Annotated in this window: 28 protein-coding genes; 14 read left to right on the top strand and 14 right to left on the bottom strand. The window is 64.4% G+C overall.

Features of this window, described 5'->3' with window-relative positions:
* Positions 1-359: 359 nt before the first annotated feature.
* The 5 genes from LB559_RS31750 to dnaQ all read left to right on the top strand — a co-directional run bounded on the left by LB559_RS31750 (position 360) and on the right by dnaQ (position 4,362).
* Entirely contained in the window at positions 360-1,181 is an 822-nt protein-coding gene (locus tag LB559_RS31750; RefSeq protein WP_013528729.1) for a pyruvate, water dikinase regulatory protein, read from the top strand.
* Between the two features lie 238 nt (positions 1,182-1,419).
* Positions 1,420-2,019, top strand: a complete 600-nt coding sequence (locus LB559_RS31745) for a Maf-like protein (RefSeq protein ID WP_064992672.1) — start codon at positions 1,420-1,422, stop codon at positions 2,017-2,019.
* Positions 2,012-2,854 (top strand): shikimate dehydrogenase, encoded by an 843-nt coding sequence (locus LB559_RS31740; RefSeq protein WP_224675818.1) that lies wholly within the window; start codon positions 2,012-2,014, stop codon positions 2,852-2,854. Before LB559_RS31745 ends, LB559_RS31740 begins: the two co-directional genes overlap by 8 nt.
* A complete protein-coding gene (coaE, locus tag LB559_RS31735) occupies positions 2,851-3,450 on the top strand; it encodes a dephospho-CoA kinase (protein WP_013528726.1) in 600 nt (199 codons plus the stop codon). Before LB559_RS31740 ends, coaE begins: the two co-directional genes overlap by 4 nt.
* Positions 3,451-3,660: 210 nt before the next feature.
* The gene (gene dnaQ, locus LB559_RS31730) at positions 3,661-4,362 is read left to right on the top strand and encodes a DNA polymerase III subunit epsilon (RefSeq protein WP_063173422.1); all 702 of its coding nucleotides are present in this window, start codon (positions 3,661-3,663) and stop codon (positions 4,360-4,362) included.
* A gap of 119 nt (positions 4,363-4,481) precedes the next feature.
* Here the strand turns inward: dnaQ and secB are convergent, their stop codons facing one another.
* Both secB and LB559_RS31720 read right to left on the bottom strand, forming a co-directional pair.
* Positions 4,482-4,982, bottom strand: a complete 501-nt coding sequence (secB, locus tag LB559_RS31725) for a protein-export chaperone SecB (protein ID WP_013528724.1) — start codon at positions 4,980-4,982, stop codon at positions 4,482-4,484.
* 130 nt (positions 4,983-5,112) lie between these two features.
* Positions 5,113-5,613: an FxsA family protein gene (locus LB559_RS31720; RefSeq protein ID WP_024502218.1), complete on the bottom strand. Its 501-nt coding sequence runs from the start codon at positions 5,611-5,613 to the stop codon at positions 5,113-5,115.
* A 217-nt stretch (positions 5,614-5,830) separates the two neighbouring features.
* On the opposite strand from LB559_RS31720, the gene LB559_RS31715 reads away from it, so the two are divergent.
* Genes LB559_RS31715 through LB559_RS31700 form a run of 4 tightly spaced genes read left to right on the top strand, consistent with a single transcriptional unit; the run spans position 5,831 to position 8,581 of the window.
* The gene (locus LB559_RS31715) at positions 5,831-6,538 is read left to right on the top strand and encodes a Tim44/TimA family putative adaptor protein (RefSeq protein ID WP_013528722.1); all 708 of its coding nucleotides are present in this window, start codon (positions 5,831-5,833) and stop codon (positions 6,536-6,538) included.
* Positions 6,539-6,559: 21 nt separating this feature from the next.
* Entirely contained in the window at positions 6,560-7,675 is a 1,116-nt protein-coding gene (locus LB559_RS31710) for a murein transglycosylase A (RefSeq protein WP_224675817.1), read from the top strand.
* Complete coding sequence (locus tag LB559_RS31705; protein WP_224675816.1) at positions 7,672-8,202, top strand: Smr/MutS family protein; 531 nt, start codon at positions 7,672-7,674, stop codon at positions 8,200-8,202. The genes LB559_RS31710 and LB559_RS31705 overlap by 4 nt, the downstream gene beginning before the upstream one ends.
* A gap of 10 nt (positions 8,203-8,212) precedes the next feature.
* Positions 8,213-8,581, top strand: a complete 369-nt coding sequence (locus tag LB559_RS31700; protein ID WP_013528719.1) for a helix-turn-helix domain-containing protein — start codon at positions 8,213-8,215, stop codon at positions 8,579-8,581.
* 84 nt (positions 8,582-8,665) lie between these two features.
* On the opposite strand, the gene LB559_RS31695 is transcribed toward LB559_RS31700, so the two are convergent.
* From LB559_RS31695 to LB559_RS31680, 4 genes are all read right to left on the bottom strand, one after another.
* Positions 8,666-8,899 (bottom strand): hypothetical protein, encoded by a 234-nt coding sequence (locus LB559_RS31695; RefSeq protein ID WP_013528718.1) that lies wholly within the window; start codon positions 8,897-8,899, stop codon positions 8,666-8,668.
* A 349-nt stretch (positions 8,900-9,248) separates the two neighbouring features.
* On the bottom strand, positions 9,249-9,866 hold the full coding sequence (locus LB559_RS31690; RefSeq protein WP_013528717.1) for a transglutaminase-like cysteine peptidase: 618 nt from the start codon (positions 9,864-9,866) through the stop codon (positions 9,249-9,251).
* 234 nt (positions 9,867-10,100) lie between these two features.
* On the bottom strand, positions 10,101-11,378 hold the full coding sequence (locus LB559_RS31685; RefSeq protein WP_063169608.1) for a polyhydroxyalkanoate depolymerase: 1,278 nt from the start codon (positions 11,376-11,378) through the stop codon (positions 10,101-10,103).
* Positions 11,379-11,609: 231 nt separating this feature from the next.
* Positions 11,610-11,969: a septal ring lytic transglycosylase RlpA family protein gene (locus LB559_RS31680; RefSeq protein ID WP_013528714.1), complete on the bottom strand. Its 360-nt coding sequence runs from the start codon at positions 11,967-11,969 to the stop codon at positions 11,610-11,612.
* Positions 11,970-12,278: 309 nt separating this feature from the next.
* Between LB559_RS31680 and LB559_RS31675 the strand changes: the two genes are divergently transcribed.
* Positions 12,279-12,464: a hypothetical protein gene (locus tag LB559_RS31675; RefSeq protein ID WP_024502222.1), complete on the top strand. Its 186-nt coding sequence runs from the start codon at positions 12,279-12,281 to the stop codon at positions 12,462-12,464.
* Positions 12,465-12,650: 186 nt separating this feature from the next.
* Here LB559_RS31675 and LB559_RS31670 read toward each other — a convergent pair whose 3' ends face one another.
* The 8 genes from LB559_RS31670 to tauA form a co-directional block, all read right to left on the bottom strand.
* Entirely contained in the window at positions 12,651-13,442 is a 792-nt protein-coding gene (locus LB559_RS31670) for an ATP-binding cassette domain-containing protein (RefSeq protein ID WP_013528712.1), read from the bottom strand.
* Between the two features lie 10 nt (positions 13,443-13,452).
* A complete protein-coding gene (locus LB559_RS31665; RefSeq protein WP_024502223.1) occupies positions 13,453-14,229 on the bottom strand; it encodes an ABC transporter permease subunit in 777 nt (258 codons plus the stop codon).
* The gene (gene ssuD / locus LB559_RS31660) at positions 14,226-15,389 is read right to left on the bottom strand and encodes an FMNH2-dependent alkanesulfonate monooxygenase (RefSeq protein ID WP_024502224.1); all 1,164 of its coding nucleotides are present in this window, start codon (positions 15,387-15,389) and stop codon (positions 14,226-14,228) included. Before ssuD ends, LB559_RS31665 begins: the two co-directional genes overlap by 4 nt.
* 91 nt (positions 15,390-15,480) lie before the next feature.
* Positions 15,481-16,434, bottom strand: a complete 954-nt coding sequence (locus tag LB559_RS31655) for a sulfonate ABC transporter substrate-binding protein (protein ID WP_024502225.1) — start codon at positions 16,432-16,434, stop codon at positions 15,481-15,483.
* 243 nt (positions 16,435-16,677) lie between these two features.
* Positions 16,678-16,863 carry a hypothetical protein gene (locus LB559_RS31650; protein ID WP_013528709.1) on the bottom strand — a complete coding sequence of 62 codons (186 nt, stop codon included), beginning with the start codon at positions 16,861-16,863 and terminating at the stop codon, positions 16,678-16,680.
* Positions 16,864-16,894: 31 nt separating this feature from the next.
* Complete coding sequence (locus tag LB559_RS31645) at positions 16,895-17,755, bottom strand: ABC transporter permease subunit (protein ID WP_224675815.1); 861 nt, start codon at positions 17,753-17,755, stop codon at positions 16,895-16,897.
* Positions 17,752-18,543 (bottom strand): taurine ABC transporter ATP-binding protein, encoded by a 792-nt coding sequence (locus LB559_RS31640; RefSeq protein WP_013528707.1) that lies wholly within the window; start codon positions 18,541-18,543, stop codon positions 17,752-17,754. The genes LB559_RS31645 and LB559_RS31640 overlap by 4 nt, the downstream gene beginning before the upstream one ends.
* A 159-nt stretch (positions 18,544-18,702) precedes the next feature.
* Positions 18,703-19,716 carry a taurine ABC transporter substrate-binding protein gene (gene tauA / locus LB559_RS31635; protein ID WP_024502228.1) on the bottom strand — a complete coding sequence of 338 codons (1,014 nt, stop codon included), beginning with the start codon at positions 19,714-19,716 and terminating at the stop codon, positions 18,703-18,705.
* Between the two features lie 642 nt (positions 19,717-20,358).
* Here tauA and LB559_RS31630 point away from each other — a divergent pair.
* The 4 genes from LB559_RS31630 (at position 20,359) to LB559_RS31615 (ending at position 25,104) form a co-directional block, all read left to right on the top strand.
* On the top strand, positions 20,359-20,829 hold the full coding sequence (locus LB559_RS31630; RefSeq protein ID WP_013528705.1) for an RrF2 family transcriptional regulator: 471 nt from the start codon (positions 20,359-20,361) through the stop codon (positions 20,827-20,829).
* Positions 20,830-20,860: 31 nt separating this feature from the next.
* Positions 20,861-22,195: an FAD/NAD(P)-binding protein gene (locus tag LB559_RS31625; RefSeq protein ID WP_224675829.1), complete on the top strand. Its 1,335-nt coding sequence runs from the start codon at positions 20,861-20,863 to the stop codon at positions 22,193-22,195.
* Positions 22,196-22,486: 291 nt separating this feature from the next.
* A complete protein-coding gene (locus LB559_RS31620) occupies positions 22,487-23,926 on the top strand; it encodes a pyridoxal-phosphate dependent enzyme (RefSeq protein ID WP_224675814.1) in 1,440 nt (479 codons plus the stop codon).
* A complete protein-coding gene (locus LB559_RS31615; RefSeq protein ID WP_224675813.1) occupies positions 23,923-25,104 on the top strand; it encodes a trans-sulfuration enzyme family protein in 1,182 nt (393 codons plus the stop codon). The genes LB559_RS31620 and LB559_RS31615 overlap by 4 nt, the downstream gene beginning before the upstream one ends.
* Positions 25,105-25,254 lie beyond the last annotated feature (150 nt).

The following is a 25,254-nucleotide window of genomic DNA, read 5'->3' as shown; positions in this document are numbered from 1 at the left end:
ATCTAAGATTCTTCTGATTCTAAGAGTCTGTTGGTTCTGGTGATTGCCACCTGTCCCGCTTTGCCCCGGAAAACACCAGCCAACATATTGTCGCGTGCTTCTTTTTCCCAGATGTAGGGTTCTGGGGATAGGTCGGAATCGATCAATCGAGTCAAAGCGTTAGGCGGAGCGGTGAAAGGCAGGTCCTGTGGACGGACTGTAGGCGAAAAAAGCCGTCCCCAAACTTGTCCCCAGTCGCCCGACGAAGCTGACAGCGCATCGAATTGTGGACAAACTGCCATCTGATACAGTCGCCTCCGACCGACCCCTCTTTTCATCCCGCTTTATCCACAGAAGCCCACAGCCCCAGGTGACCCCCTGTGAACAAACCCCAGAGCTTCTTCCACCTGCACCTGATTTCCGACGCGACCGGCGAAACGCTGCTCGCCGCCGGCCGGGCGGCTTCGGCACAATACAAGGATGCGCGCGCCATCGAGCATATCTATCCGCTTATCCGCACCGAAAAGCAGGTGGCGAAGGTGTTCGAGGACATAGAGGAAGAGCCGGGCATCATCCTCTATACGGTCGTCGACCAGAAGCTGGCGCGCGGCATCGACGAGCGCTGCGCGGCCATGGGCCTGCCCTGTGTGTCGGTGCTGGAGCCGGTGCTGACCGTGTTCCAGTCCTATCTCGGCACCCCGGCCGGCCGCCGCGTCGGCGCCCAGCATGTTCTCGACGCCGAATATTTCCGCCGCATCGACGCGCTCAATTTCACCATGGACCATGATGACGGCCAGCTGCCGCTCAACATGGACGATGCCGATGTCGTGCTGATCGGCATTTCTCGCACGTCGAAGACGCCGACCAGCATCTATCTCGCCAACCGCGGCATCAAGACCGCCAACATCCCGATCGTGCTCGGCGTGCCGGTGCCGGAAAGCCTGGTTGCCGCCAGCAAGCCGCTGATCGTCGGGCTGATCGCCACCGCCGAGCGCATCTCGCACGTCCGGCAAAACCGCATCCTCGGCAACAGCAGCTCGTATGAGGCATCAGACTATGTCGACCGCGCGGCGATCAGCGAAGAGCTCGCCTACGCCCGCAAGATCTGCACGCGCCATGGCTGGCCGATGATCGACGTCAGCCGCCGCTCGATCGAGGAAACGGCGGCGGCCATCGTTGCCCTGCGGGGGAAGAATAGATAGGGCAGGTAAGATAAGTGAGCACCAGCACCCCTCATCCGACCTCGCTTCGCGAGGCCACCTTCTCCCACAAGGGGAGAAGGAAGAACGTGGCACCGTCGTCTCCGCAAGATACCGCCAGTTGGCGATTTGCAGCGGCGTACGCGCGGGACTTCCCTTCTCCCCTTGTGGGAGAAGGTGGCCGAGCGAAGCTCGGTCGGATGAGGGGTGCGTGACGGAGCGCCAACATGGGTGAATCAGCATGACCGAAAAACTCATCCTCGCTTCCGGCAGTCCGTTCCGCAAGGCGATGCTGGTCAATGCCGGCGTCGATGTCGAGGCGGTGCCGGCCGATGTCGACGAGCGCGCGCTCGAGTCGCCTTTGCAGGATAGCGGCGTCTCGCCCGAGGACGTCGCCCTGGTGCTGGCCGAGGCTAAGGCGACCGAAGTCAGCGAGCGCAGGCCGGGCGCCCTGGTGCTGGGATGCGACCAGACGCTGTCGCTCGGCGACGAGGTGTTCCACAAGCCGGCTGACATGGAGGGTGCCCGCCGTCATTTGCTGGCGCTGTCGGGGAGAACCCATCAGCTCAACAGCGCCGCGGTGCTGGTTCGCGACGGCAAGGTTTTGTGGCGGCATGTCGGCATCGCCTCGATGACCATGCGCAAGCTCGACCCCGCCTTCATCGGCCGCCACCTCGCCCGCGTCGGCGCCAAGGCGCTGGGAAGCGTCGGCGCCTATCAGATCGAAGGCGAAGGCATTCAATTGTTCGAGAAAATCGAGGGCGATCATTTCACCATTGTCGGCCTGCCGCTGTTGCCGCTGCTCGCCGAACTGCGAGACCTGGGGGCGATCGATGGCTGAGGCGTCGAAAAAAGCCTTCGTGTCGGGCCATCCGGTCAAGCATTCGCGCTCGCCGAAGATCCATGGTCACTGGCTGGCCAAACATGGCATCGACGGAAGCTACCAGGCCATCGATGTCGCGCCGCAAGACTTTGCCGTGTTCGTGGAAACATTGCAGGCAAACAATTACCGCGGTGGCAACATCACCATCCCGCACAAGGAAGCGGCCTTCGCATTGGCCGAACGCCGCGACCAGGCGGCGCAAGAAATCGGCGCCGTCAACACGCTGTGGTTCGAGGACCGCGTCCTGTGGGGCGGCAACACTGACGGTCACGGCTTTGCCGCCAACCTCGACGATCATGCACCGGGCTGGGCAAGCAAGGGTCCGGCGGTGGTACTCGGCGCCGGCGGCGCGTCGCGCGCCGTCATCCATGCGCTGAAGGAGCGCGGCGTTGCCGACATCCGCATCGTCAACCGCACTCTGGCCCGAGCGCAGGAATTGCGCGATCGTTTCGGCGCCGGTGTCTCGGCGCATGGCATGGCGGCGACCAACGAACTGCTCGGCGATGCCGGCCTGCTGGTCAACACCACCGCGCTCGGCATGCATGGCAATGAAGGCCTGTCGGCGGATCCCGCCCGGCTGCCCGACCATGCCATCGTCACCGACATCGTCTATGTGCCGCTGGAGACGCCGCTGCTCGCGGCCGCCCGCGCGCGAAATCTGAAGACGGTCGACGGTCTTGGCATGCTGCTGCATCAGGCCGTGCCTGGCTTCGAGCGCTGGTTCGGCATCAGGCCGCGGGTGACGGCCGAACTCCGGGCCCTGATCGTCGCCGATCTGGTGCCGAAGCCATGATCGTGCTCGGCCTCACCGGCTCGATCGGCATGGGCAAGTCGACCACGGCAAAAATGTTTGCCGAGGCCGGCGTGCCGGTCCATGATTCCGACGAGACGGTGCATCGCCTCTATGCCGGCAAGGCAGCCCCCCTGGTCGAGGCCGCCTTTCCCGGCACCACATCCGCCGGCGTGGTCGATCGTGCCAAACTTGGCGCGCGCGTGCTCGGCGATGCCGCGGCGCTGAAGCGGCTGGAGACCATCATCCACCCGCTGGTGCGCGCCGATGCCGATGCCTTTCTGGCCAGGCATCGTGGATCAGGCGCGCCGATCGCCGTCCTCGATATCCCCCTGCTGTTCGAAACCGGCGGCCGCAACCGCGTCGACAAGGTCGTCGTCGTCACCGCCCCGGCCGAGACCCAGCGCGAACGCGTGCTGGCACGGCCCGGCATGACGGAGGAAAAGCTGGCGTCGATCCTGGCCAAGCAGGTGCCGGACGCGGAAAAGCGCCGTCAGGCCGATTTCATCGTCGACACCGGCCAGGGGATGGACGCCGCGCGGGCGGAGGTCGCTGCAATCATCAGCCAGCTGATAGGGGTTGGCAAGCCAGGTGGTTGAGCCCACCGCTCGACCGCCAGCTGTCGATGTGAGGGCCGCTTATCTGCCTGCCGGCTTCGCTCGACACCTCTCCCCCGATCGACGGGGGAGAGGAAAGGTGCAGGGCGATGAGGGGCGGCGCAAACCTGTGCGATTGCCCTGGCCATCATAGTTTCTCATTGCCATTTTGTTCCGCTCTCACGATTCTGCTCCTTTGGAGCGACTGATTCGATGCGTGAGATCATCTTCGACACGGAAACCACCGGCCTCGATTCGCGCGACGACCGCGTGATCGAGCTGGGCGGCGTCGAACTGGTCAACCGTTTCCCGACCGGCAGGACCTTCCACCACTACATCAACCCGCAAGGCCGAGCGATCCATGTCGAGGCACAGGCGGTGCACGGCATCAGCGCGGCGGACCTCGCGGGCAAGCCGACCTTTGCCGAGATCGTGCAGGAGTGGCTGGACTTTACCGACGGCGCCAAGCTGGTCGCCCACAACGCCACTTTCGATGTCGGCTTCCTCAACGTCGAATTCGGCCGGCTGGGTCACCCTGTCATCGACAACGGCGTCGTCGTCGACACGCTGGCGCTGGCGCGCCGCAAGCACCCGATGGGTCCTAATTCGCTCGATGCACTCTGCCGGCGCTACGGCATCGACAACACCAAGCGCACCAAGCACGGCGCCCTGCTCGATTCCGAATTGCTGGCCGAGGTCTATATCGAGCTGATCGGCGGCAAGCAGGCGGCCCTCATCCTCGACAGCGCCACCGCGCCGGCCCAGGGCGAGAATGTCCGCCAGATCGAAATCGTCGTCGCCCCGCGCCCGGCGCCACTGCCGCCGCGCGTGACAGAAGCCGAACGCGCCGCGCACGCCGGCATGGTCGGGACATTGGGTGAAAAGGCACTGTGGCTGAAGGTTCTCGGGAACTAAAATCGTCCCGTTGGCGATCCTTGGCGCCCCCCTCTGCCCTGCCGGCGCCTCAATCGTCCCGCCCAAAACAAAAAACCCGGCGCAAGGCCGGGCTTTTCACAATCCGTGGCAGGCAGCCCTCAGCTCACCTGGACCTTCGATGACGCCTGGTCCTCCGCCAGCTTCTGCTGGAACATCTGCGCGAAGTCGATCGGGTCGAGCATCAGCGGCGGGAAGCCGCCATTGCGGGTTGCCTCGGCGATGATCTGGCGGGCGAACGGGAACAAAAGACGCGGGCATTCGATGAACAGGATCGGCAGCATGTGTTCCTGCGGAAAGCCTGCGATGGCGAACACGCCGCCATAGACCAGCTCGACATTGAACAGCACTTCCTGGTCGAAGGACGCCTTGGCGTTGAGCGTCAGATTGACGTCGAACTGCTTGTCGGAGAGCGGGTTGGCGTTGACGTTGACATTGATGGCGATGCCCGGCGCCTTGTCGCGGCCGCGCAGCGAATTCGGCGCGCCGGGGCTTTCGAAGGACAGGTCCTTCACATATTGCGCCAGAACGTTGAGCGACGGCTGCGCCGCATTGCCGTTTCCGTTGGCTGCGCCGACCGGCGCGTCATCTTTGCTGGCCATAAGCCTTGTCCTCTTGCCTGGGCAGCGTCGCTGACCGAATTGAAATCGGGCGTTCGCTACCATGGCGGGGATGACAAGACAAGGTTTGCCGCCTTGCTTCCCGGCTGCGGCATGGAGATGGGACGGCGCGTTAATCGTCCTTCAGGCGGCGCCACGGCGAGTTGTGATCCGGGCCGCGCTTCAGATCGTCCTCGCGCGAATAGTCGCCGTCTTCGAGGTCGATGACCCTGTCGCGCTGGCGGCCACGAAAACCGCCGGTCGAGAAATCGGTGGCGACGACAATGCGGCCCTTGAACCGGCTCCAGGCAAAGTCGCGCAACGGCGGCAGGAACAGCAGCAGGCCGATGATGTCGGTGATGAAGCCGGGGATGATCAGGAGGATCGCCGCAACCACGATCATGGCGCCGTGCGCAAGGTGGCGGCTGGGGTTCTGGCCGGCGGCCATCTCGGTGCGGATGCGGGCCATGACACCAAAACCCTGGTATCGGAGCAAAAGCACGCCGGCGATGCTCGAGGCCAGCACGAGGCCGACCGTCGCCAACGCGCCGACCTCGCGGCCGACGATGACGAAACCGGCAATTTCCAGCAGCGGCAGTGCAAGGAGAAAGAAGGGAAGCAGCGAAATGCGCAAGTCTTGCCAACCTTTTTCGATCGTTATGACCGTTTTGATTGTTTTGGCCGCCAGCTGGCAATCGCCGCTGGCACTGAGGCTGTTAGATAGGTATGCCTGCCTTTGATTTGAATGATTGCGCCTTGCGTTCTATATGCTTTGAATGTTGAACGCTATGCGACCGCGGCCGTTGGGCCTGACGGTCCGGCCACAGGGCAGGGATTGATTGGCGGAAGATATGGGATTCTTCGACTTCGGCACGATTTTCTTCCTGATTGCGGCGGTGGTCATCTTTTTCCAGCTGCGCAATGTGCTGGGCCGCCGCACCGGCAGCGAACGGCCGCCCTTCGATCCCTATTCGGCGGCTCGCACCGGCGACAAGGATGCCGCCCAGAAATCCGAAAACGTCGTCTCGCTGCCGCGCAAGCGTCCGCCAGGCGAGCCGGCTCCCGACGCCTATGCCGCGATCGACGCTTTCGCCAAGCCCGATACCGACCTCAACAAGGGCCTGCGCACGATCAAGGACAATGATCCGTCCTTCGAGCCGAAGGGTTTCGTCGACGGCGCCAAGATGGCTTACGAGATGATCGTCATGGCCTATGCCGACGGCGATCGCAAAACGCTGAAGAACCTGTTGTCGCGCGAGGTCTATGACGGTTTTGTCGCCGCCATCGGCGAGCGCGAGGCCAAGGCGGAAAAGATCCAGTCCTCCTTCGTCGGCATCGACAAGGCCGATATCGTCTCGGCCGAGATGAAGGGCGGCGAGGCGCATGTCACGCTGCGCATCATCAGCGAGCTGATTTCGGCGACCCGCGATAAGGCCGGCGCCGTCATCGACGGCGACCCGGAAACCGTCGCCGAGGTCAAGGATGTCTGGACCTTCGCCCGCGACACGCGCTCGCGCGATCCGAACTGGAAGCTCGTCGCCACCGAGGAAGAAGACTAGGGAATACGCGGCGAGGCTCCGGTGTCGCTATCGCCTCTTTTTGTCGAGAAAGCCTTCGGCGATCTGCCCGGCTGGAACGATGACGACCATTCGGCGGCCTTCGCCGCCTTTCGCCGCTCGGCCTTCCATGTCCTGACCAAACCCTATCGCAGCGGCGTGCTCGGCGTCGACTTCGACGCCTTTGCGGATGCCTACGCCGAGGCCCGGACCGTTTCGCCGGCGAATCGGTCGCCGGTTTTGACCCGCGGGGAGGCCCGCGCCTTCTTCGAGCGCCATTTTGTGCCGGCGCTTATCCCTGCCGAAAATGGGCTCGTCACCGGTTTCTATGAACCGCAGGTCGAGGCGTCACCGGTGCGCACGGACCGGTTTTCGGTGCCGCTGCTGTCGCGCCCGGCCGATCTCGTCGATATCGATGACGCAAACCGGCCGCCGGGCCTGGACCCCTATCTCGCTTTCGCGCGCCAGACGCCGAACGGGCCGGTCGAATATCATGACCGTGGCGAGATCGAGCGCGGCGCGCTTGATGGCAAGGGCCTGGAAATCGCCTGGTTGGCCGACAAGGTCGATGCCTTCTTCATTCACGTGCAAGGTGCCGCACGCCTCGCCATGACCGACGGCCGGCTTGCCCGCGTCACCTATGCCGCCAAATCCGGCCAGCGCTTCACCGGACCAGGCAAGGTCCTGAGCGAGATTGGCGAGATCCCGCTGGCGGAAGTGACGATGCAATCGATCCGCGCATGGTTCAAGGCGCATCCGGACCGCGTCGACGAGATCCTGTGGCAGAACCGCTCCTACATTTTCTTCCGCCCGGCCGATGTCGAGGACGTTGCCCTTGGTCCGATCGCCGCCGCCAAGGTGCCGCTGACGCCGGGCCGCTCGATCGCCGTCGACCGCCTGCTGCACACATTCGGCACGCCCTTTTACATCGACGCGCCGACGCTCGCCGCCTTCGACGCAAAACCATTCCGCCGCCTGATGATCGCGCAGGACACTGGCTCCGCCATCACCGGGCCGGCGCGGGGCGACCTGTTCGCCGGTTCGGGCGGGGCCGCGGGCGAGATCGCCGGCGTGGTCCGCAATGCCGCGGATTTTTATGCGCTGGTGCCGCGCGCGCTCATTGCGGGTGCGGTCCGATGACCCGACGCCCGGACAAGCTCAGCGAGGACGACCGGGTTCTGTGGAACCTGGTGGCGCGCACGGCCAAGCCGCTGAAGGGGAAATTTGCCGTCGACAACCCCGAAATTCCTGCCGAGGCCAAGCCAAGCCAGTCGCAGCCCGCCCAGCCCGTCGCCAATGTCGCAGGGACCGCCAAGCCGAAGGCGCAGCATGTCACGCACCGCCTCGACGAACCGACGCTGGACAAATTGTCGAAGGGCCGGCTGCCGATCGAGGGCCGCGTCGATCTGCACGGCATGACGCAGGACGAGGCCTACTCGCTGCTGTTCTCGTTCCTGCACCGGGCGCATGCCGGCGGCGTCCGCTATGTCCTGGTCATCACCGGCAAGGGCTCGTCCTCCGGCGGCGATGGCGTGTTGCGGCGCGCCGTGCCGGCCTGGCTGTCGACGCCTGCCTTCCGGCCGCTCGTCTCCAGCCACGACCATGCCGCCCGCAATCATGGCGGTTCGGGTGCGCTCTATATCCGCCTGCGGCGGGTCCGTTCATGAGGACGGGCGCATGACCCCGTTCGGCGAGAAGCTGCGGACGCTGAGAAGCGAACGCGGTGTCCGCCAGAAGGACATGGCGGCGGCGATCGGCGTCAGCGCCGCCTATCTGTCGGCGCTCGAACATGGCAGGCGAGGCGCCCCGACCTGGACGCTGATCCAGAAGATCATCGGCTATTTCAACATCATCTGGGACGATGCCGAGGAACTGGCGCGGCTGGCCGAGGCCTCGCACCCGCGTGTAAAACTCGACACGTCGGGTCTTTCCCCCGCCGCCACCGAGCTCGCCAATCTGCTGGCGGAAAACATCGAGAAACTCGACGAAACCGAGCTTCGCCGCATCACCGCATCGATCCGCGCGGCGTTGAACCAGCGGCCGTAGCCTGACGGTCCGCGCCGGTACAAGTTCGCCTGCCTCACGAGGACACTGCCCGCCGGCGGCCCGCCGGCGGGCAAAGTGGTGAGATCATTTCTTGCCGGCGGTGCCGCCATTTCCACCCCGGCCATGATCGCCGTGGTCGTGGCCATTGTTTCCGCCGCCCAGGCAGTCCGACGCCCCGGCATCACCGCAACAGCGGCCGGCCCAGAGGTCGTTGAGGTTGGTTTTGGCACAGCTGGTCGTCTGATCGGCCATGGCGGATCCGGCCATGCTCGACACCGCGATAGCGGCAAGAAGGGTGTTTCGCAGAAAAGCAGTCATCTGAAGTCTCCATGGTTGGTTTCGGTTCACGGCTGTGTGTCGCTGGCCGGAGCGAAATGGTTCACGGAGAAATGCGAATTCTGGCGGAGGGCCCATCGATTTCGTCATCCACGGGCGGAGCGGGCGCGCAGACCCGAGGATCCATGCCGCGAGTTGCGAACGTCGCGACGGGGCAAAAGATCTGGTGATGACGGTATGACGATTGCAGGCGCCTGTTCCTGCGCCGCAGCGTTCTTCATCGGCATCACGGCATGGATCCCGGGTCTTCGCGACGGAGCTTCGCTCCTGCTCCGCCCTGGGATGACGAAGCGTTGGATGCCGCCCCTAGGGAAGCCGCCGTTGCTGGTGCCTACTGAACCGCGCCGACCAGAACTTGCTGGCCACCGCGGATCGAGACCCAGCGGCCGGTGTTGTCGATCGCCTGCCGCTTGAGGAAGCGGTAGCCGGTCGCGTCCCATGGCTTGACCTTGTCGGTCAGATTGTCGAGCACATAGTCGCCCTCGTCGGTGCGCACCGTCAGCACGGCGTGGCCCTCGCCGTCGGGCTTGCGCACGACGGTGATCAGAAGATCGGCAAGCGATATGCTCATGCGCGAAAGCTGGCGCCGCTTTTCCAGCACATAGTCCTCGCAATCGCCGACGCCCTTGTCGGGATAAGCCCAGACCTCGTCCTTGCCGTAGATGTCCATGTCGCTCATCGGCTTGACGGCGGCGTTGACCCTGGCGGTGACATTGAGAAGCTTGCGCATCAGCGCGTCGGTCATCGGAGCCGGCGCCAGATTGGCCGGGCGGATCGAGCACTCGCCCGGATGCAGCTTGCAGAAATCATAGTGGCCGATCGGCTGCGAGGTGAGCCCCCCGGTCGCCATCGCTCCACCCGCCAAGGCCGGTGCCACCCAGCCCGCCGTCATTGCCAGCCCGGCCGCCACATACACGCGCAGCCGTCGCGCCATCGATGAGGAAATCATTGTCCCCGCTCACCCTTTGTTATTAACGAAAGGTTAAGGGGGATTTACAGTCCGTGTCAATTACGACGACGGTCGGATTGTCGGCATGGTTACCCGAGGGGCTGGACAGCGGCACTTGTGCAACAGAATCAGCCAGCCGGCCGGCTTTTACCGGTCAATCGCATGGCTTGTCGCCGTTAAGCTTGGTTTTATGCAAATCATCGTCCCAAAACCCGCAATTTTGGACGACGTGCATTATCTCTTGGCGGCGCGGACCAGCTTCGGCTTCGCCGCGACACGCTCCTGGCGGCCATAGCTGGTGATGAAGTCGACGATGCGCGGGACGATTTCGGAGCGGAAGCGAGAACCGTTGAACACGCCGTAATGGCCGACCGCCGGCTGCATGTAGTGGGCGTGCCGCTCAGCCGGGATATTGGGGCAAAGATCATGCGCCGCCTTGGTCTGGCCAAGGCCTGATATGTCGTCGTTCTCGCCTTCGACCGTGAACAGCGCGACGTTACGGATCGCCGACGGATCGATCCTGGTGCCGCGATGCGTCATCTCGCCCTTTGGCAAGGCCTGCCGCACGAACACGGTGTCGACGGTCTGCAGGTAGAATTCGGCCGTCAGGTCCATGACCGCCAGATACTCGTCGTAGAAATCGCGGTGCTTCTCGGCATTGTCGCCATCATGCTTCACCAGATGCATGAAGAAGTCTTTGTGGGCGATGATATGGCGATCGAGGTTCATGCTCATGAAGCCGGACAGCTGCAGGAAGCCTGGATAGACCTCGCGGCCGAAGCCTGGCACCGGCCACGGCGCATGCATCACGACATTGTCGCGGAACCAGTCGATGCCCTTTTCCTGCGCCAGCAGATTGACCGCGGTCGGGTTGCTGCGCGTGTCGATAGGCCCGCCCATCAAGGTCATCGTCGAGGGCACGAACGGGTCGCCCTTGGATTCCATCAGCGCCACGGCGGCCAGCACCGGCACGGAAGGCTGGCACACCGCCATCACATGCGTGTCCGGCCCCAGCGTGTGCAGCATGTCGATGACATAGTCGATGTAGTCGTCGAGATCGAATTGGCCGTCGGCAAGCGGCACCATGCGGGCATCGACCCAGTCGGTGATGTGCACGTCGGCATAGGGCAGCATCGCTTCCACCGTGCCGCGCAGCAGCGTCGCATAATGGCCAGACATCGGCGCCACGATCAGAAGCTTCGGATCGGGCTTACGCCCGGCGGGGACAGCGCGCTCGAAGCGCACGAGATTGCAGAACGGCTTCGACCAGACGGTCTTCTCGGCGACCTCGACGCTCTTCCAGTCGACCACGGTCTTGCTCAGGCCGAAGGCCGGCTTGCCGTAGCGGCGCGTGGTGCGCTCGAACAGTTCGGCCGTCGCCGCGATCGAACGGCCCCATTGCGTGTGGGAAAACGGATTGAGCGGATTGGAGTAGAACATCCGCACCGCGTCGGCATAGAGGCGCGCCGGCTGCAGGGCGGCGTGGTTCATCTCATAGAGCTGGTAGAACATCGAGAAACCCCGCTACTGCCTGCGACCGAAGGGACGACGAGCAGCGCCGAGCCTAAATGTCTCGCGGGGAAGTTAACAACTAATTGCTGCGATGCAATACGTCACGCTGCGTGACCAATGCTTCTTTGGTTCAAGGCCATGGAAATCGGGGCCGAACGGTGCCAGCCGGCTCAGTGTGCGGCTGCGAAATGTGTAGGTAGTGTGTCCGGCCCTTGCCGGACACAGGAAGCTCTAGACGCGCGCCATGCACACGGAAGTGTGGCCGGAGCCGATGAAGCCGAGTTGGCCGGCCGCGCCCTTCGACAGGTCGAGCACGCGTCCCTTGATGAACGGACCGCGATCGTTGATGCGCACGACGACGCTGCGGCCGTTGTTCTTGTTGGTAACCCTGAGCTTGGTGCCGAAAGGCAAGGTGCGATGCGCGGCGGTCATCGCCGACGGGTTCATGCGCTCGCCCGAGGCGGTTCTGGAGTGCAGGGCGTACCACGAGGCGCGGCCGCACTGGGCGGCGGCGGTCGCCGAAGAAGCACCGACCATCAGGCCAGCAGCGATCGTTACCGCGACAATCGCGGTCTGTTTTGGGTTCTTCATATTTGGGGGATGGCTCCGTTTTTGACAGACCCCAGCCGTTAGGTGCCAAATAAGGCGGGAAATGCGGCAGTGATCTGGCGGTTCCGTGGCAATGGCACACGTTTGGAGTCGCTGGGTAACAGTCTGTCAGGGATTTTCCGGCACGCGATGATCAATCAACGATGATCTTTGTGTTGCTATCGGGCATCCGTTTGACAAGATCGAACATTAATATCCAAGTAGAGCTCGGCGCGGCCGGGCCACTTCCTTTGGCTCTTTTATCGCGGTCCCGATGCTGCAACCAATCGACTTCAAAAGGGAGATCCGGCAATGAGGCTGACCAAAAATCTGCTGGCGTTGATTGTGCTTGCCGTCGGCGCGCTGTGGTCGCTGCAAGGCATCGGCGTTGTCGGCGGCAGCTTCATGACCGGCCAGTCGCAATGGCTCTATATCGGCGTCGTCACCATGCTGGTCGGGCTGATCGGGTTGGTGTGGGCGAACCGGTCAAGCGGGTGAGCTTGATGAAAGGTCGACCCCCACTCCGGCCCTTCGGGCCACCTCTCCCCCGATCGACGGGGGAGAGGAAAAGCGCGAGCTCGCCGACCTTGGCTCCTTTCCTCTCCCTCCGGGGGGAGAGGTGGCGCTGCGAAGCAGCGACGGAGTGGGGGAAGGCGGTCCTCCAGGGCCCTGCCCCCGACAGCCCTACCCGAACAGCCGATCCAGAATCTTGCCCTCCAGCCGGGCCAGCTCCACCGAACCGCGCCGGCGCGGCCGTTCCACGGGCACATCCAGATCGAGCGCGATCCGGCCTTCGCTGATCACCACGACCCGGTCGGCGAGCGCGACCGCTTCGGCGACATCATGCGTGACCAGCACGGCCGTGAACTTCTGCGCGATCCAGATGCGTTCCAGAAGCTGCTGCATCTCGATGCGGGTCAGGGCGTCGAGTGCGCCGAGCGGCTCGTCGAGGGCCAGGATCTGCGGGTGGCCGACCAGCGCGCGGGCCAGCGCCACGCGCTGCTTCTGACCTCCGGACAGCACCGAAGGCCATTCGTCGGCCCGGTCGGCAAGCCCGACCTCGCCGAGGATGTCGAGCGCGCGGTGCCTCGCTTCGCTACCGGTGGCGATGCCGGTCAGCCCGACCTCGACGTTTTCCACCACGCTGGCCCAGGGCAGGAGCCGTGGCTCCTGGAACATGAAGCGCGTGCGGCTGTGTCCTTCCTCTTCGACGCCGAAGGACAGCGATCCCGATGTCGGCCGGTCGAGCCCGGCCAGAAGCCGCAACAGCGTGCTCTTGCCGCAGCCGCTCTTGCCGATGACGGCAAGGAACTGCCCGGCCGGCACGTCCAGGTCGATGCCGTCGAGCACGGTCTTGTCGCCGAAGCGCTTGCCGGCATGCCTGAAGGCAAAGGCCCGCTGTCCTTCGACGGAGCCGATCGGCCGCACCGGCGTGGCGACGAAGGAACGGGCTGCGGTCAGGCTGGCGGCGGTCATGGGCAATCTCTCATCCGTTCTGGAAGGCCGGATGCCAGCCGAGCGACAGCCGCTCGAGCAGGCGGGCGAGGCTGTCGGCGAGCTTGCCGAGCAGCGCATAGATCAGGATCGACAGCACGACGACATCGATCAGCAGGAATTCGCGCGCCTGCATGGCCATGTAGCCGAGGCCCGAACTGGCCGAGATGGTTTCGGCGACGATCAGCGTCAGCCACATGATGCCCAGGGCATAGCGCAGGCCGACGAAGATCGCCGGCAGCGCGCCGGGCAGGATGACGCGGAAGAATAGCGTGCGACGGTCCATGCCGTAGACGCGGCCCATCTCGACCAGCTGTGGGTCGACGCTCTGGATGCCGAGCAGCGTGTTGACGTAGATCGGAAAGAACACGCCGAGCGCCACCAGGAACAGCTTGGCTTCCTCGTCGATGCCGAACCACAGGATGACCAGCGGGATCAGCGCCAGATGCGGAATGTTGCGGATCATCTGCAGCGTCGTGTCGGTCAGGCCGCGGCTGAGCGTCGATAGCCCGTTGGCAAGGCCGAGCGCAAAACCGATCGAGCCACCGACGGCAAAGCCGGCAAGGGCGCGCGCGGTCGAGACGCCGATGTTGCGGATCAGTTCGCCCGACAGCGTCAGCCGCCAGAAGGCCTCGGCGACCGCGCTGGGCGCCGGCAGCACGTTGGCCGGCATGACGCCGGCGCGGCTGGCAATCTCCCAGCCGGCAATCACCAGCGCCGGCAGCAGCCAGCCGGTGGCGTTGCTATGCAGGCGCGTGGAAAAGCTCATGACGAAGCCTGCAGGCGGTTGGCGCCATGGAAGCCGACCGAGAATTCGTTGGCGATGTTCTCATGCGCCCGCTGCCGCCTGGTGCCGAGCCCGAGTTTCGGAAACAGAAGCTCGGCGACGCGGTAGGCCTCCTCGAGATGCGGATAGCCCGAGCCGATGATGGTATCGATGCCGATCGCCTGGTATTCGCGGATGCGCCCGGCGATCTGTTCCGGCGTGCCGACCAGCGCCGTGCCGGCGCCGCCGCGCACCAGCCCGACGCCGGCCCACAGATTGGGCGACACCACCAGCCTGTCACGGCGGCCGCCATGCAGCTCCGCCATGCGGCGCTGGCCGACCGAATCCATCTGGTTGAGGAAGCGCGCCTGCGCGTTCTCGATCTGGGCGTCGGTGACATGGCTGATCAGCCGGTCGGCGGCGCGCCAGGCTTCGTCCTCGGTCTCGCGCACGATGAAATGCAGCCGGATGCCGAAGCGCAGTTTTCTGCCGCGCCGCGCCGCCTTTGCGCGCGCCGCGGCCAGCTTCTCGGCCACCTGTGCCGGCGGTTCGCCCCAGGTCAGATACATGTCGACGAGGTCCGCGGCGAGATCCTGGCCGGCATCCGACGATCCGCCGAAATAGAGCGGCGGCCGTTCCTGGTGCGGCAGAAGGTCGAGGCGGCCATTTTCGACGCGGTAATATTTGCCGTTGAAATTGACCCGCTCGCCGGACACCAGGCCGCGCCAGATGGTCAGGAATTCATGCGCCTGGGCATAGCGCTCGTCATGCGGCAGGAAGACGCCGTCGCCGGCGAGCTCGGTCGGGTTGCCGCCGACCACGACATTGAGCAGCAGGCGGCCATTGCTCAAGCGATCGAGGGCGGCGGTCTGGCGTGCGGCGAAAGTCGGCAGCGTCACGCCCGGCCGCAGCGCGACCAGGAACTTCAGTTTTTCGGTGAGTGTCGCAAGGCCCGTCGCGGTGATCCAGGAATCCTCGCAATTCTGGCCGGTCGGCAACAGCACGCCGGGAAAGCCGAGCCGGTCGACCGCCTGCGCGATCTCCTTGAAGTAGCCGAATTCGGGCGGCCGCTGCTGCTCCTCGGAACCGAGATAGGAGCCGTCGCCATGCGTCGGGATGAACCAGAAGAAATCGAGCGGTGCGGTGCTGGCAGGCGCGGTCATGTCTGGCACAGTCACGGGCGGATCTCCTGGAGATATGGGTGCGAACGCAAATGGCGCCGGGCGTTCTCACCCGGCGCCGTCAGGGGACAAGTCAGTTGCCGGGTGCCGTCCACACCGCGTCGGAGATACGGACCGCGTTCGGGATCAGCCCGAGCTTGAAGAAGCGGTCTGCGGTCGCCTGCTGGCCGGCGATGATCTCGTCGGTGATCGGGAAGATGCCGAATTTGGTGCGGTTGGCGGCGATGATCTGCGCGTCGAGCGGCACGCCGGTCACCTCATGCAGCGCCGCGGCCACCTTGTCGCGGTTCTGGTCGGCCCATTTCGCCGCCTCGCCCAAGGCTGATATCGTCGTGGTGACGGTTTCGGGATGCGCCTTGGCGAAATCCTTGTTGGCGAGGAAATAGGTGTTGACCTTCAGCACCTCGCTGGAGCGGGCCAGCACACGCGGCTGGTAGCGGGTTTCGGCGATGGCGAAGAACGGATCCCAGACGGTCCAGGCATCGATCTGGTCGCTGGCAAAGGCTGCGGCCGCATCCGCCGGGCTGAGATAGACCGGCGTGATCTGGTCGAACGGGATGCCGGCCTTCTCCAGCGCGGCGACGAGCAGATTGTGCGCGCTGGTGCCCTTGCCGACACCGACGCGCTTGCCCTTGAGATCGGCGACCGACTGGATCGGCGACGCCGGCTTGACGAAGATCGCCTCGCCCTCGCCATTCGACGGCAGCGCTGCGGCATAGACGATGTTGGCACCGGCCGACTGGCCGAAGATCGGCGGCGCGTCGCCGGTCCAGCCGACATCGATGGCGCCGACATTGAGCGCCTCGACCAGCGGCGGACCGGCGGTGAACTCGACCCATTTGACCGTCACGCCCTTGTCTTCAAGTGCCTTCTCGATCACCTGCTGCTGCCTGGCGATCACCGGCAGGCCGGTCTTCTGATAGCCGATGCTGAACTGCTTCAGCTCCTGCGCCGTGGCGCCGGACGACACGGCAACCGTCGCCGCCAGCAGGCCGATGCCGAAAACACGTCTCGTTAGATTGAACATTGATCCCTCTCCTTCGCTGCGGATCGGCGCCGGAAATGGCCTCGCCGGTTGGAAGATGGATGAGGCTAGGTAATTCTATAAATTTAGTAGAGGAATGATTTTGCGAGTTAGAGGGGAGAATGGGAATTATCTTCTTTGGCTACCTGGAATTCGCCATCCTGGGGTCTGCGCTGCGTCGCTTCGCTCCTTGCCCCGCCCTAGGAATGACGAAGACGCGGGGGCTAGTGCCAATCGCCAATCCCCTCACTGCGACCAGTACTGCCAGGCCCAGTAAAAACTCTCGTCGCGTGGCGGCAGGCGGTCGCGCTCGGCGTCCCAGCGGACCGGCGTTGGCGATTTCGGTTGCTGTTCAAGCGGCTGGCTTTCCCTGGTCCAGGCGAGAAGCCAATTGCCGGCTTGGGCGAACAGCACGGCGGTGGAATGGGTCATCGGCATTCTCTCCTGCTCTTCTGGTTCCCAATCATTCGCGTCCCGCCCACGGGACGAGCACGCGCTCGATCCTGCGGAGGGTGAATTCCAGCACGAAGGCAATGGCCGCGATCACCAATATGCCCATCACCACCACGTCGGTGACGAGGAACTGGGCGGCCGACTGGATCATGAAACCAAGCCCGCGCGTCGCCGCCACCAGTTCGGCGGCGACCAGCGTCGACCAGCCGGCGCCGAGCGCGATGCGCAGGCCGGTCAGGATCGCCGGCAGCGCGCTGGGCAGGATCACATGGCGGACCACTTGGCGCTGAGTAGCGCCCAGTGAGCGCGCCGCATTGATGCGTTCCTGCGAAACGCCGCGAACGCCGGACGCGGTCGACAATGCCACCGGCGCCAGCATGGAAATAGTGATCACCAGGATCTTCGACGGTTCGCCGATGCCGAACCAGATGATGACCAGCGGCAGGTAGGCGAGCGGCGGGATCGGCCGCAGGAACTCCAGCAGCGGATCGAAGATGCCGCGCCCAATCGTGCTGATGCCGATGGCGAGCCCAACCGGCACGCCGACGAGGATGGCGGCGATCAGCGCGGCGAAAACCCGGCCCAGGCTGGCGACGGCATGCTGCAGCAGCGTCGCATCGACGAAGCCGTCGCGGGCGACGGTGATGAACTTGTTCCACACCGCAACCGGCGAGGGCAGGAACACTGGCGACACCAGTTGCAGGCGGGCCGACAGCGCCCACAGCGCCAGCACCACCAGGATGGTCACCACGCTGACCGCGCGCGCGGAAACGCCTTTGCGTTTCGGGCTGGACCGCGACCACGGCACCGACAGGCCGTCGGCCTCGTCGACCTTGTGTCCCGGCCGCTCGGTGTAGGAGGTAACGGTCATGCCGCCTCTCCTTCGAAGATCGCGTCGGTTAGTTCGCCGCGCGCCGCGGCGAAGGCCGGGTCGGCCTTGATGGTGCGGATGGCCTCGCCCGATGCGTAGCGCCTGGAGAAGCCCGGTTCGAAAGTTTGCACCACGCGGCCCGGGCCAGGCGCCAGCACGACGATGCGGGTGGCCAGCACCAGCGCCTCCTCGATGCCATGCGTCACCATCAGCACGCCGACATCGCTTGCCGTCCACAGATCGAGCAGCGTCGTCTGCATGCGCTCGCGCGTCAGCGCATCGAGCGCGCCGAGCGGTTCGTCGAGCAGCAGGAATTCGGGTTCGGCGGCGAGCGCCCGGGCCAGGCCGACACGCTGGCGCATACCGCCGGAAAGCTCCCAGATGCACTTGTCGCCGGCGTCGGCGAGCTTCACCAGCGCCAGCAGCTCATCGGCGCGCCGCGCCCGCTCGGCCGGAGCGACACCGCGCAGCCTGAGCGCGAAGGCAACGTTTTCGCGCGCCGTCAGCCATGGGAACAAAGCATCGTTCTGGAACACCACCGCCCGGTCCGAGCCAGGTGCTGTGATCGGCTTGCCGTTGATTGAAGCCGTACCGCGCGCCGGCGCGACAAGGCCGGCGGCGACGTTGAGCAGCGAGGTCTTGCCGCAGCCGGAACGGCCGACCAGCACGACGAAATCGCCCTTGGCGACATCGATCGACACCCGCTCGACGGCAGGCGCTGCCTGGCCGTCATAGTGGATCGAGACCTTGTCCAGTACGAGATGGGGGTCGAGCACGAGATGCGGCATGGATGCCTCGCGGTTCGTTGAAATCCGACTGCCCCGGCCCTCGTCAGCGGTTCCGGGGCAGTCAGCACGCGGCGTTAGGGAAAAAGATCCGCGCGCGTTCAGAGCAATTCCAGGAAAAGTGTGAAGCGGTTTTCCGTCCGGAATTGCGTTAAGCGAGTACTAGTTCGAGGCGAGCGCCTCGGTGACGTATTTCGACGAAACGTATTTCGAATAGTCGGGAAGCACGGCGTCGATCTTGCCTTGCTCCTTGAGGAAGGTGGATGTCGCTTCGACCGCCTTGACCGTGCCGCCGCCGAGGAATTTGTCGGAGGCCTGCTCTTCCAGCGTCGGGAAGACATAGCCCTTGAGCAGTTGCGGCACTTCTTCCAGCTTGGCGCCGGTGAGTTTGGCGATCGCGGCCGCCTGCGGCGACGATACCGACCAGGCTTCGGGCTTGGCGAGGAACTCGGCATATGCCGCGCCCGTCACCTTGACGAAGTCGCGCACCGCTTCCGGGTTCTTTTCGGCGAAGTCGGTGCGCACGATCCAGGCGTCGAAGGTCGGCGCGCCCCAGGCGGCGACCTGCGAGGAATCCACCACCACCTTGCCCGTCGTCTTGATCTGGCCGAGCGCCGGATCCCAGACATAAGCGGCGTCGATGTCGCCGCGCGAGAAGGCGGCGGCGATTTCCGGAGGCCGGAGATTGAGGATCTCGACCGACTTCGGATCGACGCCCTCATGCTTCAGTGCCGCGAGCAGGCTGTAATGCGTCGTCGAGACGAAGGGCACGGCGACCTTCTTGCCGGCGAGGTCGGCGATTTTCTCGATGCCGGCGCCGTTGCGTGCCACCAGCGCCTCGGATTCGCCGATCAGGCCGACGATGAAGATGGTCTGGATCGGCAATTCGCGGCTCGCCGCCGCCGCCAGCGGACTCGAGCCGACATAGCCGATATCGACCGAACCGGAAGCGACCGCGGCGATGACATCGGCGCCGGAATCGAATTTGCGCCAATCAATGGTGGCCTTCGTCGCCTTTTCATAGGCGCCGTCGGCCTGCGGCACTTTCGAGGGTTCGACCACCGTCTGGTAGCCGATGGTGATCTTGAGGTCGTTGGCAAGAGCCGGGCCGAGGAAGGCCGCACCGGCAAGTGCCGCCGACGAGAGCAGAAGAATGCGTCGCGAAATGGTGGACATGAAGGGCTCCTGAAAAGAGAAAAACCGGAATGCTTCATAATAGTCAGCTAATTCTATGGTTCTTGTAGAGTTAAATCCTTCCATCCAAAGCGGGCTTGTTAGAAAAAAGCTGTCGATGTGAGGTGGTGAGGCGGATAGGGTGGTTGCGGTGGGGCAGAGTGTCGCCACAGGGCAGGCCTTTCGACGCCGGCGGGCCAGCGCCCCCCTCTGTCCCATCGACCTTTAACCTCCTGAACTGCGGTGATGGCTCCGCCTACGCCCACCGCGAACTAGAATTCCCGCTTCCGGCCTCTTCCAGGCAAATTCATGCCTCAAACAACCGCCGATTTGACAACCCATTCCGCGTGTTCGAGGGTAAGTATAGTAATCTTATCGACATTGAGACTGGAGGCGACGATGAGCAGTCACCATATCGCGATGATCGCGCCCCCAAACTCGTGCGCTTTTGTGTCCCTGTGGGCACAAAGGCTGGTCAAAATGGCCCGCGCGGCTTGAAAACGAAGCAAAATCAGCAGTTCTCGGCTTGTACATCATGTCACTAGAATTTATGTGTCATGCGGGCTTGGACGCGGCGGCAACGCACGCCAGGCGTTTTGCAACCGATGGTTCCATGCCGTCGCATGCCAGAGAAAATTTGATCTCATGCTCACCAAAAAAGGTAAGTACGGCCTCAAGGCGCTTGTCCACCTCGCGCGATTGCCGGCCGGGCAGCTCGCCTTCGTCAACGACGTCGCCACCGGCAACAACATCCCGAAGAAATTTCTCGACGCCATCCTGGGCGAGTTGCGCAATGCCGGCTTCGTCCAGAGCCGCAAGGGCAAGGATGGCGGCTATCGCCTGGCGCGGCCCGCCGACGAGATCAAGGTCGGCCATGTCGTGCGCGTCCTCGACGGTCCGCTGGCGCCGATCCCCTGCGCCAGCCGCACCCAGTACCAGCGCTGTGAAGATTGCAACGAGGCGACATGCCAAGTCCGACATCTGATGCTCGAGGTCCGGCAGGCGATCGCCGAGGTGCTCGATCAGCGCAGCCTCGCCGAAATGCGCGATATCTCTCTCGACGACCTGTCGGTCGGCATCGGCGATCTGCCGGTCGCGGTGAAGGTCCAGGCCTGACACTGGCGCTGCGCAGAGCGAAGGCATGCCTATGACCGGGCGCGCCAACTCCATCATCATTGTCGGTGGCGGCGCCAGCGGCGTCGTGCTGGCCGCGCATCTCCTGAAGTCGCCCAATCCCGACCTGCGCGTCACGCTGATCGAAAGGCGCCCGCATTTCGGTCAGGGCATCGCCTATTCGACGCTGCTGTCGGCGCATGTACTGAATGTCAGCGCCGCCGGCATGAGCGCCTATGCCGACGATCCCGGCAATTTCTGGCGCTGGCTTCAGGAACGCGGCCTGGCAACGGCTGAGGAGGCGCCCTTCTATGCGCCACGCAGCATCTATGCCCGCTATCTCGGCGAGTTGCTGGTCGATCTGGAAGCGCGGGAAAAGCAGAGCGGTCGGCTTCGGCTGATCCGCGAGGAAAGCCTCTCGATCACGCCCACCGCCTCCGGCGTCGAAGTGGCGCTGGCCAACGGCACCAGCGTCGTTGCGCATCTCGCCGTGCTGGCCACCGGCCACGACGAGGAGCCGGCGCAAGGCCATGCCATCAGGATGGGATCGGAAGCCGACACAGCACTTCCGCCCGGCGCCGGCGTCATGGTGCTGGGCACCGGCCTCAGCATGGTCGATGCTTTCCTGGCGCTGGAGCAACGCGGCCATCGCGGCGACATCATAGCTGTGTCCAGGCGCGGCCTGCTGCCCTCGCCGCATCGCAAGGGCAATCCGATCAAGCTCGACGTCGCCGACATTCCGCTCGGCACGCAGCTCTCCTATTTCGTCGGCTGGTTCCGCGACCTGATCAAGGAAAACCAGAAGGCCGGCATCGACTGGCGTGACGTCGTCGACGGGCTGCGGCCGTTCAACCAGAAGATCTGGCAGAACTGGCCGGCTTCCGCCAAGCGCCGCTTCGTCGAGCACACCAAGGCCTGGTGGGACATCCACCGCCATCGCATGGCGCCCGAGGTCTACGCCCGTGTCACCGAGGCCGTGCAATCCGGCCGCATCCGCCTGGTCGCCGGCCGCGTCGTCGACATTGCGCGCAACGGCGAATTCACCGTCCAGGTCCAGTCGCGTCACACGCAGCGTCTCGAGACCTTCGAGGTCGCCCGCATCTACGATTGCTCTGGCATCGTCAGGGACATCTCGACCTCGTCGAACAGCGTCGTGCGCTCGCTGGTCGACCGCGGCCTGGCAAGGCCGGATCCGCTGCGCATCGGCCTCGACGTATCGACCCAATGCGAGATCATCGCCGGCGACGGAACCGTTTCGGCCAAGATCCTCGCCGTCGGCCCGCTGACGCGCGGCACCTTCTTCGAGATCGACGCCATCCCCGATATCCGCGTGCAGTGTGCGAGGCTGAGCAAGCAGCTGCTGGGGTAGGCTGTGTCGATATTCAGGTGATGCCGGCCTGCAAATGGCGGCTTCCTGTGCTTCCGGTGCTCACGTACCCAAAAGTACGCTCCGCTCCGGTTCTCGGAATCTGCCATTTTCGGCGCGGCCTGACCTGAATCCCAACACACCCTCCAAGCCCTTGAGGCACAAACCGGAATTTCATTCCGCATCTGGCCGGTTGATTGGCACGATCTATCTTCTTTCCGACTGCAAAGGGCTGGAAAAGAGGCTACGCTGCCGCCCTGCCCAGAGGCGGTCGCTTGGTCATGGAGCATCGATATGAGCGAGCATGAGATCGCCGCACTGGACAGTGCCCCCTCGGAAGCCGAATTGTCCCGCCTGCGTCCGCCCTACAAGTCGGTGCTCGACCTGATCGGCCAGACGCCGGTGGTCGAGCTGACCAAATTCGACACCGGCAAATGCCGGTTGTTCATCAAGCTCGAAAGCCAGAACCCCGGCGGCTCGATCAAGGACCGCATCGCGCTGTCGATGATCGCCGCAGCTGAAAAGCAGGGCAAGCTCAAGCGCGGCGGCACCATCGTCGAAGCGACCGCCGGCAACACTGGCCTCGGCCTTGCCCAGGTCGGCATCCCCAAGGGCTATCGCATCGTGCTGGTGGTGCCCGACAAGATGTCGCGCGAAAAGATCCAGCACCTGCGCGCGCTCGGCGCCGAAGTGCGCATGACGCGCTCCGATGTCGGCAAGGGCCATGCCGAATATTACCAGGACATGGCCGAGAAGATCGCGGCGGAAACGCCCGGCGCCTTCTATGCCAACCAGTTCGCCAACCCGGCCAATCCGCTGGCGCATGAAACCACCACCGGCCCGGAGATCTTTTCGCAGCTCGACGGTAACGTGGATGCCGTGGTGGTCGGCGTCGGCTCGGGCGGCACGCTGACCGGGCTTGGCCGCTACTTCGCAAAAGTGTCGCCGAAGACCGAAATGGTGCTGGCCGATCCGGTCGGCTCGGTGCTGGCGCCGCTGATCAAGACTGGCAAGATGGAAGAGGCCGGCAGCTGGACCGTGGAAGGCATCGGCGAGGATTTCGTGCCGCCCAATGCCGATCTGTCGCTGGTCAAGAAGGCCTATTCGATCCCCGACAAGCAGAGCATGCTGGCGGTGCGCGACCTCTTGTCCAAGGAAGGTATCCTTGCCGGCTCATCCTCGGGCACGCTGCTGTCGGCGGCGCTGCGCTATTGCCGCGAGCAGACGGTGCCCAAACGCGTCGTCACCTTAGTCTGCGACAGCGGCAACAAGTACCTGTCGAAGGTGTTCGACGATTTCTGGCTGGCCGAGCAGGGGCTGGCCGAGCACGAGCAGCATGGCGATCTGCGTGACCTGGTGATGCGCTCGCACCGCACCGGCGACACCGTCTATGTCGGCCCGGACGAAAGCCTGCTCAATGCCTATGGCCGCATGCGCCGCTCCGATGTCTCGCAGCTGCCGGTGCTCGACAATGGCAAGCTCGTCGGCATCGTTGACGAAAGCGACATACTGGCCAAGGTCGACGGCCCTTATGACGGCCGCTGGGAGCGCTTCAACGGCCCAGTGCGCACGGCCATGACCTCCAACCTGCACACGCTGCAGGCCAGCCAGACGCTGGACGCGCTGCTGCCGGTGTTCGACCGCAACGAGGTCGCCATCATCTTCGACGGCGACGAATTCGTCGGCCTGATTACCCGCATCGATCTGATCAACCATCTGAGGCGCGCACGATGACCAGCAGCACCCCGCCAGCCGGCAAGAACCGACTGGCTTTTTCGACGCGCACCATCCATGGCGGCCAGAGCCACGACCCGCTGACCGGCGCGGTGATGGTGCCGATCTACGCCACCTCGACCTATGGCCAGCAATCGCCCGGCGTGCACAAGGGCTTTGAATATGCCCGCAGCCAGAACCCGACGCGCTTTGCCTTCGAGCGCGCCGTGGCCGATCTCGAAAGCGGCTCGGCTGCGTTCGCCTTCGCGTCCGGGCTGGCGGCGATCGCCACCGTGCTGGAGCTGCTCGATTCCGGTGCGCATATCGTCGCCACCGACGACATCTATGGCGGTTCCTTCCGGCTGATGGAGCGGGTGCGCAAGCGCTCGGCCGATCTGCAGGTCTCGTTCGTCGACTTCACCGACCTCGCCGCCGTCGAGGCCGCGATCCGGCCCGAGACGAAAATGCTGTGGGTCGAAACCCCCACCAACCCGCTGCTGCGCATCGTCGACCTCGAAGGCGTCGCCGCACTTGCCAGGCGCAAGGGGATTCTCACGGTCGCCGACAACACCTTCTGCAGCCCCTATATCCAGCGGCCGCTGGAGCTTGGCATCGATATCGTCGTGCATTCGACGACCAAATATCTCAACGGCCATTCCGACATGGTCGGCGGCGTCGCCGTGGTCGGCGACAACAAGGATCTGGCCGCCCAGCTGAAATTCCTGCAGAACGCCATCGGCGCCATTTCGGGCCCGTTCGACAGTTTTCTGGCGCTGCGCGGCCTCAAGACCTTGGCGCTCAGGATGGAGCGCCATTCCGCCAACGGCCTGAAGATCGCGCAATGGCTGGAAGCGCGCCGCGACGTCCGCCGCGTCATCTATCCCGGCCTCGCCAGCCACCCGCAGCACGCCGTCGCCGTCCAGCAGATGCATGCCTTCGGCGGCATGATCACAGCCGTGCTCGACCGCGACCTAGCCGGCACCAAAAAGTTCCTCGAACGCACGCAATTGTTCACGCTCGCCGAAAGCCTCGGCGGTGTGGAGAGCCTGATCGAGCACCCGGCGCTGATGACGCATGGCTCGATTCCGGCGGAGAAGCGGGCGGAGATCGGCATTTCGGATTCGCTGGTCAGGTTGTCGGCGGGGATCGAGGATGGCGATGATCTGATTGCGGATCTGGAGCAGGCGCTGGCGGGCTAGAAGCTCAATCAACTTGCAACTTCAGCGTTGCCCCTCATCGCCCTGCCTTGGCTCCTTTCCTTTCCCTCCGGAGGGGGGGAGAGCGACTATCTGGGGTGTCAAGTTGCACTCGCGAACTCGTTGCGCGCATCGCGTGCTTTTGCATTGAGG

Source organism: Mesorhizobium sp. BR1-1-3, from assembly GCF_020165455.1.
GTDB classification, from domain to species: Bacteria; Pseudomonadota; Alphaproteobacteria; order Rhizobiales; family Rhizobiaceae; genus Mesorhizobium; species Mesorhizobium ciceri.
The sequence above is the reverse complement of the archived record's forward strand: the minus strand, read 5'-3'. Positions and strand labels throughout refer to the sequence as shown.